The organism is Dyadobacter sp. 3J3, assembly GCF_009801115.1.
Taxonomy (GTDB): Bacteria; Bacteroidota; Bacteroidia; order Cytophagales; family Spirosomataceae; genus Dyadobacter.
In genome coordinates this window covers 361,078-373,959 of sequence record NZ_VTOL01000009.1, presented here as the reverse complement: position 1 = coordinate 373,959, position 12,882 = coordinate 361,078, and the positions used below count along the sequence as shown (strand labels likewise).

Here is a 12,882-nt window from a genome sequence, read left to right as displayed (position 1 = left end):
GCTTGTTGGTGGCTATTGGCCCGGTGTTCACCTCTTCCCATCCCGAACAGAGAAGTTAAGCCCGGAACCGCCGATGATACTTGGGTCAAACCTGGTAAAGTAGGTAGCCGCCACAATACTATTACAAATCAAGAAAAAGACCATCTCGAAAGGATGGTCTTTTTTTGTGCGTAAGAAATTGTCAGACAATAACCTGATCTTTATTTTACCTGATAATCCCATCCTCCTTAGCCGTGTAAATGACCTCAATGGAATTATTTACATCAAGCTTTTCAAGAATGCGTTGTCGATGTGTGTTGATAGTATGTACATTGATTTTAAGCAACCAGGAGATTTCTTTGCTTAGCTTTCCGTCGCTAATTAGTTCAAGGATTTCTTTTTCTCGAGTTGTGAGTGACATTGTGTTGATCTTCGCTTTATTTTGAATTGTGATCAGCTCACCGGTAATAAAATTGTGTATTTGGAAATTAACACGCAGCAGTGCAGATTGATTTGAAGACAAGTCAATAATTCCCAGCGAAAGCCAGCTATATCCGTATGCATCTCGTTCAAGAATTTGGCGCTGCTCGGTAACATTAATATAAGTCACTTCCTTTGACAATATCCGATACTCGTTGACCATTTTTATTTCCATACGTAAAGCAGGCTGAATTTTTATAAAAAGAGTATTGCTTCCCGACTATTTCTTGGTAGGACGGTTAAATCATCTGGATGTTTTTTGAACAAACATGTCATTGCTTATTCCATTCTTATTCCGAATATAATATTCAGATAGTTTATACAAGTTTTCGGGTGCATAGATATGTACTTTTCTCCAAAGATCGTAGATAGTCACTCCACTACTGCTGAATTGGGCCATTGCTTAATCCGAAATGGTTAGAAATTTGATATCAATTTGGAAGAAATCGGATATCTTGAAGAAGCTTTCTAACTATATTTCACGGTTAAGTAATGTAGATTTTTCAACTTCGAACCAGATGATGCTTTAACAGCTAACCTCATAATCATCCGGATGAAGAAATGTAGTCAGTGTACTAAACAGCGATTTTGAAGAATATTTGAACGCTGAGATGTCACAGTCGGACAGTCCGGTTAGAGTTTGTAATATGGAAATAGAATACCCGGACAATAATCCTGAGTTAATAACAGACGTCACTCATTTGGAAACGGCCAGGAAAATTCTTGATTTATTGTTTAAAAGTTACGTGACTGAACTTTCATTTTAGCCAAAATATAGTCAGTTTATCATCACAATCAGTATGTTATATTAGAAAGGCCCGTGCACATGCTTTCTAATATAAATATCCTAAACCTGATTATGACAACTATTTCTAAGCCCCTTCCACGGCGGCTAGCGTCGATTGATGCATTAAGAGGATTTGATATGTTCATGATTGCGGGCGGTGGAACCTTTATTTTTCTCCTCAAAGGTAAAACTGGAATATCTTTTATTGACGCACTTGCAGATCAATTTGAACATCCGGAATGGCATGGATTCACTTTTTATGATTTCATTTTTCCATTATTCCTGTTTCTTGCAGGGACTTCTCTTGCATTTAGCCTGAGTGGCGGATTGGACAAAAATATTTCTAAGAAGAAGTTACTGAGTAAAGTTTTTACAAGAATGATTGTTCTTATTTTTTTAGGGATTCTTGATAAAAATGCGCCATTGGATATTTTTGATCCAGTGCATATCCGATATGGCAGCGTATTGGGAAGGATAGGATTAGCTACTTTTGTCGGTGCGCTGTTGTATCTTAATTTCTCCTGGACATACCGTTTGTTTTGGGCCTTTGGTCTGCTGATATTTTATTATTTCATATTACTGCTGATTCCGGCGCCGGGTTTTCAAGCCGGAGATTTTTCGTTCGAAGGAAATCTGGTTGGCTGGTTTGACAGAAATTTTATGCCGGGGAAATTGAAGCAGGGCACTTATGATGAATTAGCAATTCTGACGCAGTTCCCTGCAATTTGTCTAACCATTTTCGGTACGCTTGCAGGGGATATTCTAAATCAATCCACAGCTCAATCAATAAAATTGAAGTGGTTATTTTCTCTCGGGTTTTCAGGAATCGTATTTGGGATACTTTGGGGATTATTATTTCCGATAAATAAACATCTTTGGTCGAGTTCTTTTATCCTTCTTACCGCGGGTATTTCTTTTATTTTTCTTGCCATATTTTACTGGCTAATAGATGTTAAGGGTTATATAAAGTGGTCTTTTTTCTTTCGTGTAATTGGTATGAATTCGCTGGTCATTTATTTGGCTGTTCGTTTTATAGATTTTAATGAATCTTCCCGTTTACTTTTTGCAGGCCTATATATGCATACCGCAGAGAAATGGCACGAAGTATTTAATACACTTGGAGGTTTGGCTCTCGTCTGGTTGTTTCTTTATTTTTTATACAAAAACAAGATTGTCGTAAAAATATAAGAGTGCAACAATGATATGAAAGAGATTTTTAAAGCAGATTTTTCAAAGCGAAGATTTCTTAGAAATACTTTCAAATCCGTTTTATTTATTCCTTTTGTGAAGATAAAACCAGTTGAATTTTTCACTGATTATTTCAAAATCCAGCAAAAATCGTTGAAGATGGCATCTGCTAAAAGTATTATTGGTGATTACGGCCAGTGGGCAGCTTCGCTCAGGAAAGATATTGGCGAACTTTCGTTTATAAATCCTGAGTGGACGGAAATTGATTCCTGGAAAAAAGAAGTTTTGAAGAAAGTGAACGATGTAATAGCCAGTCCGGAAATTACAGAAATTCCCAATGTGACCATTGAAAAAAAATATGTCTATGATGGACTGGATGTGGAAGAACTTTTCTGGCAACTTCCTTATGGAAGACCGACAAAAGCGATATTGCTCAAACCTGCGGGTGTTACAAAACCATTGCCTGGTATTCTCGCATTACATGATCACGCAGCAAAAAAGTATTTTGGATTTGGAAAAATTGTCAAAACTTCCGATAATCAACATCTGCTCATTGCGGAGCATCAGCGAACCGATTATGACGGAAAAGCGTGGGCTAATGAAATAGCAAAGAAAGGATATGTTGTTTTGATACATGACATATTTGCTTTCGGAAGCCGACGTGTTTTGTATAAAGATGTAGAAGGATTAGATTATGGTGAACTCGACGTAACAAATAAATCAGACCTGGATCCGGAAAATGAAGATAATATAAGAAAGTATAATGAGTGGGCTGCGGCTCATGAACATGTAATGTCCAAGTCGCTTTTCTGCGCAGGTACTACCTGGCCGGGAATTGTGCTTACGGAAGACAGGGTTGCACTTTCAATTTTGAGTGATAGGAAAGAAGTCGATCCGGAGCGGATTGGCTGCGGCGGATTATCTGGTGGCGGATTAAGAACAGTTTATCTGGGGGGACTTGATCCCCGAATAAAATGCGCTGTTTGTGTAGGATTTATGACAACATGGAATGATTTAATCCTGAACAAATCTTTTACGCACACCTGGATGACTTATGCCCCGTTATTACCAAAATATCTGGAATTTCCTGAAATTCTGGGCTTACGTGTTCCTTTGCCTACCTTAATCCAAAATAACAATCAGGATGAATTGTATACACTTTCAGAAATGAAAAATGCGGACAAAATTCTTGGTGAAGTTTATAAAAAGGCCAATGCGCCGGAAAAATATAGGGCGTTATTTTATGACGGGCCTCATAAATTTGATGAAGATATGCAGAAAGATGCTTTCGCATGGTTTGATAAATGGTTAAAATAAAAACGAATTACTCACCCCAAACCGTAGCAATAAAACTTCTGCTTCCGCCGCGGTCTCTATGCTCACACAAGTAAATTCCCTGCCATGTCCCCAAGGCAAGTTTGCCATTTCGAATAGGAATTAAAACGGAGCTACCTAATATAGATGATTTGAGATGCGCAGGCATATCATCCGAGCCTTCATAATCGTGCTGATAATCGGGATCGTTTTCCTTAACGGTTTTATTGAAAAACATTTCAAAATCTTTTCTGACTGTTGGGTCTGCATTTTCATTGATAGTCAGAGAAGCCGAAGTGTGCTGGATAAAAACCTGGCACATGCCTGTTTTTATTTCGTTGATCTGTGGTAAGGCATAAAGTACTTCATTCGTAATGATATGAAATCCTCTTCTTTTTTCTTTCAAGCTAAATGCCTGCTGATGAATTTTCATAGTTTATTTTTTTTAATAATTCTTTTAGAATGATCAGTACTAAAAGCGATCCTGTTCAATAGATATTTTGACCAAAAATAAAGGTTGGCCGGAGACCGACCAACCTTTTCAAAATAGTATTAAATGAATTTCTCCAATTATAATCCTTTAATCACTTTTCTGAAAGCCCTGTCGTTACCCTGTTTAATTTCGATAATATAAACACCTACCGGCAACGTTGAAATATCGATTCCTTTTAGCTCAGACTGGTTTTCTTTATTAACACGTAATTGTTTGTGAAGTCTTCCTATGCCAGCATCAAATACATTGATTTCAACCGGAGAATCATTTTTGTTCATTACATCAATTGAAATATAACGAGCTGCTGGATTAGGATAAATCTGAACAGACTCGTGTAATGTCAAAGCACTTTCGTTCGCTGGTAAGGTAGTAATTAGCGAAGCCAATATTGCGACGGAATCCGTTGACGCTATTCTGGCATTGGATGCGGAGCCTACAACAAACATCGGCGTCTCGGTGGCGGTTACTGTAATATTTCCGGCTGTAACTTCTACTTCTTCCATGTCCATATTATCACTTCCAGCTTTGGGACGATATATTTTTGCGTGAGAAAAATCTCCAACATGCAAGGTGTAATTTGCAGTTCTGTCCTTTTCATCGGGAACGGTTAAAATATATAATGATTTTCCATCACTTTCGTAACGGTCAAGAATAGGGTCCTGATAGGTAGTTTCTTTATAACTGTATTCTCCGAAAAGTTTATTAACCTGATAAAAATAATCAGCAGTTGGTCTGCGCGACTGATCTTCATTTATCAAACCTGAACTGCCGAATATTCCACCTCCGGCATTATCATCATACATTTGGTAAAAGAACATTTTCGATACACCGTGACGGGCAGAAAATAATGAAGTTCTTAATATCCAGTCGCCCTGTGTTTCCAAGGTAGATTTGTTGCCAATTGGAACAGCTTTTAACGGACTTGTCTGAGCAATGTCATACCCTGCTTCGGTAATCCAAACGGGCATATCACGGGAAATATCATGAGAAACCTGTACAAAATTATCAAGAATCTGATTGGCATTGGTAACCTCCGGAGCTGCTCCGCGTGTTGAAGTTCCGCTTTGAGATGATGAAGCATCATCTGTATACAAATGGAAATTAATTATATCCCAGCACAGATTTACAGTACCATCCGCATTGTATCCACGAAACTCTCTGCACCAGTCAACCATTCCTTTGATATAATCAGGGCCGGTCACTAAGCCTGCATTGACAACTTTAATGTTAGGATCAGCATTTTTTACTCCAAATCCTGGTCCCATTGTATTTTTATGTCCGTCGTAAAAAGCAGATAAATTGGCAGCATATTCGCGGGCAGTCTGATAGCCTTTTCTGCCCTTCCACCATTTGTCACGTTCGTTATCGCACTCAATGTATTTGATCAGATTAAGCCCGATTTTTATTGTGTTTGGATTATCTCCTGTCCATCTCGGAAGTGAATAAACACTTAATAAGGCAGGGTCAATATTGGTATTACTTCCATAACGGGCAATGTATTGAAAAGCCACTCTTGCCTGATCTTTGTACGATAATGGATCAGCAAAATCCTTTCCATAACGCACAGGGACATTTTCAGCATCACGCTCCGTTTCAGGATAGGTAGCCAACATCCAGCCTGGAACTGTTTTTAAACATGCCAATACTTCAATGTTTGCGGCTTTGCAACGCTCGTAAATCGCGTCATAATTCCAGCCGCCGCTAAGCGTTGGGTTATAAGAAAACTGTCCTTCGTTTGCTTCAAGTTTTTCCCAGTCCATATAGTGGCGGATTCCTGTGAAACTTTTTGCAGCATTCATTTTAGTTTCACTTATTTCCCATGGACTTTGACCGTCTTCAAAATTCCATTCGTAAGCATTAACTCCAAACAAATCTCTTAATTTGATATCTTTTTTAGGGATTGGGGTAATTGCTTTTGTAGTAGGTTGATAAGTCCCATACAATTCCATTTCCGTTGGAAAGCCATGTTTTATACTTAATACCAGATAACGGATATTGGTAACTTTATTGTCAAGTTTGAATAGTGCGTCACCCGCCAGCTGTCTGCCAGGATAAGGGCCAACCCAGCCATTGTAAACTTCACCTGTAAACGTTGCAACCGGAATGCGTTCCCATTGATCGGTAATGACAGATAATATCATTGGATTATCTTTAAAAGTACCCGTGAAATCAAAAAACTTGATACTTTCCAATGTAATTTGTTCTCCATCAAGCAAAGGATAATAAGCGTCGTAGCGATCCAGTGCAAGTCCGTAACCCGTATTAACTTCTGTCTGCGTATCACCATCAAACAAGGCATCCAGTCCGTTACTGGTATTATTTAATTGATACCAGCGTTTTGGATCCAACGGGATTTTGACAGCCGTCGAGGGATTTTCGGGATCAACCGGTGTAGATACAGATTGAATAATTTGAGTTCTAACTACATTTTCTGCCGCACCAAAACCAATACTTTCCGCCTGAGATGCAGTAATGACTGCTGAGCCAGCTGCTAAAATTGTTGCTTTCCAACTTCCCGTTTGATTTGAAACAGAAACAACAGAAGGGTTTGAAGAAGCAAAAATAATAGGTGTTTCAGTATTGGTACTGGATGCAGTCAGGTCAAAAGGTGCAGATCCTGCCAATTTTGAAGGAAGTTCACCAAATGTAATAACGGAAGGAGTTTTAACCGGTACCGTTCCTCCTTTGATCACTTCAAACCAGTTGAAGTAAAAATCTCCTTTATCGGCATAAAGTCGTATTAGCTGACTTCCGGCTGGAAGTGTTGCCGTGGTTGTTATCGTTACATAATTTTGCCAGCCTGAAATTGGAACTTCTACCTGGCCTAGAACTGCTCCGGCAGCATTTTTTATTTGAATAAGTCCGTCTCCATAACTTTTAAAAACCCGGAAGTTAAAAGTATATATTCCGGCTGATGCTATATTGACGTTATAATCAAGGTAATCACCGGCATCAATATTATTTACGTTTTTAACACCATCAACATCCTGAGTATCCTCAGTTCTAACATCACTTGCTACATCAAAACTTTCAGCTTCAATTTTTCCTGGTAACGTCCGGGAGGAAGTTCCTTCAAACCAGTTAAGGCTCCAAACTCCCTTTTTTGAAAAAACACGTAAAATCTGATCGCCAGCGGGCAACTGAGCTACCAGATTGGCGCTTCCCCATCCTTGCATGCCTCCTGTACGAGGAAGATTATTGATTTGACCTAAAACGGAACCGTCGGCGGCTCGAAGTTCAAGCGAAGCATCATCACTGAATCCATTGGCAACTCTGAATTTGAAAGTATAAAAACCTGCTGAGGCCACCTTCACATTATAATCCATCCAGTTGTTGTCTCCGATCCAGCCAATATCCTGGCCTCCGTCTGCATCCTCTGTATTTTCAGTCGCAACACCATTTACAGCACTGAAATTTTCAGCCTGCACTTTTCCAGGGATAAGATTTGTTTTGGTTACCTCAAACCAATTGAAATTGAAAGTTCCGCGGTTTGCATAGATTCTGATGATCTGATTTCCGGCCGGCAAAGTTGCCGTGGTATTAATGTTTTTCCAAACCTGCCATCCGCCAGTCAGAGGCACATCAGTTTCTCCAAGTATAATTCCACCTGCATTTTTTACCTGAATATTACCGTTTCCATATTGATTGGCTATTCTGAAGTTGAAGTTATAAGTTCCGGCTGCTGCAATATTGACATTGTAGTCCATAAAATCGCCATCATCAATATATCCTAAATCTTTCACACCATCCGAATCTGCGGTATCCTCGGGACGGACGTCACTGGCGACATCATAATTTTCGGCCTCTATTCTTCCTGGTACTGCTTTTGCACCTGAAACATCAAACCAGTTAAGGCTGAAAACTCCCTTTTTCGCAAAAACACGTAGCGTTTGTTTTCCAGCGGGCAAAGTCACAAACATGCTCGTGGTTGCCCAGCCTTGCATACCACCCGTGCGTGGAAGATTGTTGATTTCTCCCAATATAGTTCCATCGGCAGCTTTTAAAGCGAGAGAAGCATCGTCACTAAAACCATTAGCGATACGAAATTTGAAAGTATATATTCCGGCAGAAAGTACGTTAACATCGTAATCCATCCAGCTGTTATCACCGATCCAGCTTACATCCAGCCCACCGCCGATATCTTCCGCAGTATCCGTTCCTGATCCGCTGGTTGCTATAAAGTTTTCTGCTTCAATTTTCCCAGGGATAAAATTTTCCTGATAGGTTTCAAACCAGTTAAAGTTAAATTCTCCTCCTCGTGCAAAAAGTCTGATTGTCTGGTTTCCTGTTGGTAATGTAGCCTGTGTAGTAATTGTAGTCCAGCTTTGCCATCCACCTGTTTGTGGAACATTTATTTGTCCAAGCACGGCACCAGTAATATTCTGGATTTCTATATTCCCGTTTCCATAACTATTGGCTACCCGGAAATTAAAAGTATAAGTTCCGGCTGAAGAGACCTGGATCTGGTAATCCATCCAATCGTTCGCATCAATATGTCCAACGTTGAGTCCACCGCCTGTATCGCTTGTGTTTTCCGTTGAAACACCGCTCATTTGTGTGTAATTTTCTGCTTCAATCCTACTTGTCGCAGGTTGATTATTCTGTGCGTAACCTTTAAAAATACTGCAAAAGAAAATTAAGCTGAGGAAAAGTCTTTTCATAGAATGCGCTGGTTATTAAATTTTTATCTAATATACAGCTTGTTAATTATCGGTGTAGATTATTTTCGAAATTTTATAGAAATACTTCGTAGAGGTGAATGCAAAGTAATTATAATAAATACCAAAAGCTCCCTGTTAACTGAATAACACGGAGCTTTTATATATCTGTTAAATTAAAACGTACCAGCGCTTTATTTATTTGGCTTCAAGTTGTACCATTTCTTCACAAGCTTTGGCGCAATTTCTACATGCTTCTGCACACATTTCACAATGTTTCATTCCCATGGCGGCATGTTTTTCACATTCTTCTGCGCATGCATTGCAAACATCAGCACAAACTTTACAAAGATCATCTGCAAATTCACTGTCCAGCGTTAGTAATTGTGCCGTAGCATAACATAAAGCGGCGCATTGTAAATCCAGGTTTATACATTTTGCCTGCATATTCACATCATTTTCTTTCAAACATGCGCTTGCACAATAGTTGCACGCGGCAGCACAAGCGTTGCAAAGGTCAATACAGTTTTGTAGTGTTGGGTTAGTCATGGTTGCGTTAGCTAAGGAAGTGATAGTTATATTGTGATATAATAAATAATCCTGCCAGATAGATTTTAAGATTGCCTTGATTCGCTGATCAAATATTCAAGTCAGATTTTTTGAGCCAGAAAGGTTATCTTTATGAAAATTTTGAAATTGATTAATTATGCTCATTAAATTAAAACATCTCGAAGGAATAAAGGCAGGAAGCATTTCACTGGCATTCCGTAAATGGAAGAAGCTTCAGGTGAGTGCCGGCGGTCTTGTAAAAACCAGCGTAGGTGTGATCCGAATTGTTTCAACGGAAAAAACGGATCTTGATAAAATTACAGACGAAGACGCACAAAAGGCTGGATTCACAGCGGCACTTCCTTTAATTCAGCTTCTGGAAAGTCAGAAAGACGGTGATATTTATAAAATTGAAGTAGCATTTGATTCAGAAAATCCTCATGTTGAGTTGAGCGAAAATGCGACAATTGATGAAGAGGAATTGGAAGAACTGAAACTCGCTCTGGAAAATCTTGATAAATTCAGCAAGATCGGTAAGTGGACTACAAAAACTTTGATCGCAATTCAGGAAAACCCGAAACTGCGGGCTGCTGATTTGGCGATTAAGGCAAAAAAAGAAAAAGAATGGCTCAAATTGAATATAAGAAAATTGAAGGCGCTCGGTCTTACGATAAGCCATGAACCTGGGTATACCCTGACACCTCTTGGCGAGGAATATCTGAAATTAATAAGCAAATAATATTTTTTTATGAGCCCGGACTTTCCGGGCTTTTTTATTACCTCAAAATCTTAAAAATAATGAAGCGTTAAGTCAGTCTATGGGAATGGTTCTTTTAATCAGTAACTGGACAGTGTTACTTCTATACTAAACTTAACAAATTATGAATATTGACGGACCAATCATTGTTATTGAAGATGATTTGGAAGATCAGTTTTTGATTGAGGAAACTTTTAAAAATCTTCCATACAATAATGAGGTTTTGTTTTTTGATGATGGTATAAAAGCGATGGAATATTTGGGTACAACAGATTCCAGGCCATTACTTATTTTATCCGATATCAATATGCCTAAAATGAACGGCTTTGAAATCAGGAACAGCGTGCAAAATCATGAACAGGAAAGTGTAAAATGTATTCCATATTTATTTTTTACAACGGGTGCCAACCATGAACTGGTAATGGATGCGTACTCAAATTCGATTCAGGGCTTTTTCAAAAAACCTGCGTCATTTGATGACTTTAAAAGAACAATCCAGACGATTGTGGACTATTGGAGAGAATGCATTTCACCTGCTGAATTTTTATAATCACAACTTTGATAAAATCGAAATTTTAACAGGATATAACTTTTTTTGGAAATGGCTATGAATAAATCTACATCCAGAATTGAACTTATTAAAGGTGATATAACGAAACTTTCTGTGGACGCGATAGTTAATGCGGCAAATTCTTCCTTACTGGGTGGCGGAGGTGTGGATGGAGCAATTCATCGGGCTGGCGGGCCTGAAATTTTGGAAGAATGCAGGGAAATTATTGCCCGCCAAGGTGGCTGTAAAACTGGTGAGGCCGTAATTACCACAGCGGGAAAACTACCATCAAAGTTCGTAATCCATACCGTTGGACCGGTTTGGAATGGCGGCGGGGAAGATAAAACTGAAAAGCTTTCTAATTGTTACATCAATTCCATGCAACTGGCAGTAATGAATGGTTGTCAATCCATTGCTTTTCCAAATATCAGTACAGGCGTTTATGGTTACCCAAAATTTGACGCTGCACAAGTAGCTGTTCAAACGGTTTCGAAGTTTCTTTCTAAAAATGATAAAATTGAAAAAGTGATTTTCGTGTGTTTTGATGAAGAGAATTATTTGTTTATGGAGAAGGAACTGGCGGGAGTCGGGGTTTAGTTTTGAATGATAGAATGATAGAATGATAGAATGATAGAATGGGCAATAGTACAATTTGGTCTAGAATTAAAATTTAATGAATATAGATATTGGGAGCAATATTTTTTTGAAAAGTTATATTAAAACCTAGAACTCAGATTGTGATTTATTGTTAATTAAGTAAGAGCCTAACCAATCTTATTCAGGGTTGGTTTTCTTTAACTAATTATTACAATAAGTTGAATACACCAGTCAAACACGACGCTTACTCCGCACTTCGCTACTCCGAATTTCGCTATTTTCTCGCCAACAGCTTTTTGTATCGATGCGCGCTTCTGATTCAGGAAGTGATCATTGGCTATGAACTTTATAGGCTCACGCATGACCCTCTGGCTTTGGGAATGATCGGCCTGGCCGAAGTGGTTCCGTTCATTGCCGTTTCTCTTTTCGGCGGACACGTCGCAGACCGTAACGATAGAAGGATTATTCTTCGCGTTAGTTTGTCGGTGATCATTGCCGGATCTGCGATTTTGTATTTTCTTTTTCAGCCGCAATGGATTGCTGCTTTAACTACAAATCAGCATTTGTGGTCTGTTTATGCAGTTTTCTTCCTGATAGGACTTGCAAAAGGATTTTATTCTCCAGCGTCCTCTTCGCTGAAACCATTTCTTGTTCCCAGAGAAATTTATTCTAATTCCTCCACATGGAGCAGTACCTTTTCACAAGCGGGTGCGGTGATCGGGCCCGGGATTGCGGGTTTTCTTTATGTATATATGGGGCTGACGCATACCTTGCTTGCGATTATGATCACGATGGTGGTTTGTCTGGTTTTGATCACGTTGATTAAAACAAATCCGGTGAATAACCGGTTGTCGACCATTTCAATCTGGCAAAGTCTCCGGGATGGTTTGCGGTTTGTGTTCAGTACTAAAATTATTTTATACGCACTTTCACTGGATATGTTTTCAGTTTTGTTCGGAGGTGTAATTGCTATTTTACCTGTTTTTGCAGAAGATATTTTGCACGTTGGGCCGGAAGGTTTGGGATTGTTAAGAGCGGCACCATCCGTTGGTGCGTTGATCACGATGTTTGCGATGGCGCATTTTCCACCGACACATCAGGCCTGGAGAAATATGTTAATTTCCGTAGCTGGTTTCGGAGTTTTTACAATCATATTTTCGCTTTCAACCAATTTCTGGCTCTCTTGCGCAGCTTTATTTGTGACCGGAATTTGTGATAGTATCAGCGTCGTAATCCGCCAGACCATTATGCAGATTTTTCCTCCCGATGAAATGCGTGGCCGTGTCGCCTCCGTGAGCGGTATTTTTGTAAGTTCTTCCAATGAACTCGGCGCTTTTGAATCCGGATTGGCAACCCGTTTAGCCGGACCAATTCCAACGGTTTTGGTAGGTGGCGCCATTACACTTTTGGTCGTTACCTATGTATACAGCAAGTCAAAAGATCTTTTTGATATGAGACTGACTTAATTGTGTAATACATAAAAAAGCGGTGTACGTTTTCTGACAGACAGAAAACGTACACCGCTTTTTT

Annotated in this window: 10 protein-coding genes and 1 rRNA gene; 7 read left to right on the top strand and 4 right to left on the bottom strand. The window is 39.2% G+C overall.

Annotated elements, in window-relative coordinates; genetic code table 11:
• The first annotated feature begins 4 nt into the window (after window positions 1–4).
• Window positions 5–116, top strand: a 5S ribosomal RNA gene (gene rrf / locus FZF08_RS21000).
• A gap of 89 nt (window positions 117–205) precedes the next feature.
• Here the strand turns inward: rrf and FZF08_RS20995 are convergent.
• Window positions 206–622, bottom strand: coding sequence for a response regulator transcription factor (locus FZF08_RS20995; RefSeq protein ID WP_229216626.1), 417 nt, complete (start codon window positions 620–622; stop codon window positions 206–208).
• Between the two features lie 696 nt (window positions 623–1,318).
• On the opposite strand from FZF08_RS20995, the gene FZF08_RS20990 reads away from it, so the two are divergent.
• Both FZF08_RS20990 and FZF08_RS20985 read left to right on the top strand, forming a co-directional pair.
• Window positions 1,319–2,434 carry an acyltransferase family protein gene (locus FZF08_RS20990; protein WP_159472764.1) on the top strand — a complete coding sequence of 372 codons (1,116 nt, stop codon included), beginning with the start codon at window positions 1,319–1,321 and terminating at the stop codon, window positions 2,432–2,434.
• Window positions 2,435–2,449: 15 nt separating this feature from the next.
• A complete protein-coding gene (locus FZF08_RS20985) occupies window positions 2,450–3,751 on the top strand; it encodes a hypothetical protein (protein ID WP_200837139.1) in 1,302 nt (433 codons plus the stop codon).
• A gap of 7 nt (window positions 3,752–3,758) precedes the next feature.
• Here FZF08_RS20985 and FZF08_RS20980 read toward each other — a convergent pair whose 3' ends face one another.
• The 3 genes from FZF08_RS20980 to FZF08_RS20970 all read right to left on the bottom strand — a co-directional run bounded on the left by FZF08_RS20980 (window position 3,759) and on the right by FZF08_RS20970 (window position 9,448).
• Window positions 3,759–4,181 carry a secondary thiamine-phosphate synthase enzyme YjbQ gene (locus tag FZF08_RS20980; RefSeq protein WP_159472761.1) on the bottom strand — a complete coding sequence of 141 codons (423 nt, stop codon included), beginning with the start codon at window positions 4,179–4,181 and terminating at the stop codon, window positions 3,759–3,761.
• A gap of 137 nt (window positions 4,182–4,318) precedes the next feature.
• Entirely contained in the window at window positions 4,319–8,902 is a 4,584-nt protein-coding gene (locus FZF08_RS20975) for a carbohydrate-binding protein (protein ID WP_229216625.1), read from the bottom strand.
• Window positions 8,903–9,097: 195 nt separating this feature from the next.
• Window positions 9,098–9,448 (bottom strand): four-helix bundle copper-binding protein, encoded by a 351-nt coding sequence (locus FZF08_RS20970; protein ID WP_159472758.1) that lies wholly within the window; start codon window positions 9,446–9,448, stop codon window positions 9,098–9,100.
• Between the two features lie 157 nt (window positions 9,449–9,605).
• On the opposite strand from FZF08_RS20970, the gene FZF08_RS20965 reads away from it, so the two are divergent.
• The 4 genes from FZF08_RS20965 to FZF08_RS20950 all read left to right on the top strand — a co-directional run bounded on the left by FZF08_RS20965 (window position 9,606) and on the right by FZF08_RS20950 (window position 12,818).
• On the top strand, window positions 9,606–10,187 hold the full coding sequence (locus tag FZF08_RS20965; RefSeq protein WP_159472755.1) for an ASCH domain-containing protein: 582 nt from the start codon (window positions 9,606–9,608) through the stop codon (window positions 10,185–10,187).
• A 142-nt stretch (window positions 10,188–10,329) separates the two neighbouring features.
• Complete coding sequence (locus FZF08_RS20960; protein ID WP_159472752.1) at window positions 10,330–10,755, top strand: response regulator; 426 nt, start codon at window positions 10,330–10,332, stop codon at window positions 10,753–10,755.
• A gap of 51 nt (window positions 10,756–10,806) precedes the next feature.
• Window positions 10,807–11,352, top strand: a complete 546-nt coding sequence (locus tag FZF08_RS20955) for an O-acetyl-ADP-ribose deacetylase (RefSeq protein ID WP_229216624.1) — start codon at window positions 10,807–10,809, stop codon at window positions 11,350–11,352.
• A gap of 218 nt (window positions 11,353–11,570) precedes the next feature.
• Window positions 11,571–12,818: an MFS transporter gene (locus FZF08_RS20950; protein ID WP_159472749.1), complete on the top strand. Its 1,248-nt coding sequence runs from the start codon at window positions 11,571–11,573 to the stop codon at window positions 12,816–12,818.
• The last annotated feature ends 64 nt before the right edge of the window (window positions 12,819–12,882 follow it).

Bases quoted from the DNA above. Each gene is read 5' to 3' on its own strand.
- FZF08_RS20995 (WP_229216626.1), bottom strand. From the start codon at position 622: ATGGTCAACGAGTATCGGATATTGTCAAAGGAAGTGACTTATATTAAT.
- FZF08_RS20990 (WP_159472764.1), top strand. From the start codon at position 1,319: ATGACAACTATTTCTAAGCCCCTTCCACGGCGGCTAGCGTCGATTGAT.
- FZF08_RS20985 (WP_200837139.1), top strand. From the start codon at position 2,450: ATGAAAGAGATTTTTAAAGCAGATTTTTCAAAGCGAAGATTTCTTAGA.
- FZF08_RS20980 (WP_159472761.1), bottom strand. From the start codon at position 4,181: ATGAAAATTCATCAGCAGGCATTTAGCTTGAAAGAAAAAAGAAGAGGA.
- FZF08_RS20975 (WP_229216625.1), bottom strand. From the start codon at position 8,902: ATGAAAAGACTTTTCCTCAGCTTAATTTTCTTTTGCAGTATTTTTAAA.
- FZF08_RS20970 (WP_159472758.1), bottom strand. From the start codon at position 9,448: ATGACTAACCCAACACTACAAAACTGTATTGACCTTTGCAACGCTTGT.
- FZF08_RS20965 (WP_159472755.1), top strand. From the start codon at position 9,606: ATGCTCATTAAATTAAAACATCTCGAAGGAATAAAGGCAGGAAGCATT.
- FZF08_RS20960 (WP_159472752.1), top strand. From the start codon at position 10,330: ATGAATATTGACGGACCAATCATTGTTATTGAAGATGATTTGGAAGAT.
- FZF08_RS20955 (WP_229216624.1), top strand. From the start codon at position 10,807: ATGGCTATGAATAAATCTACATCCAGAATTGAACTTATTAAAGGTGAT.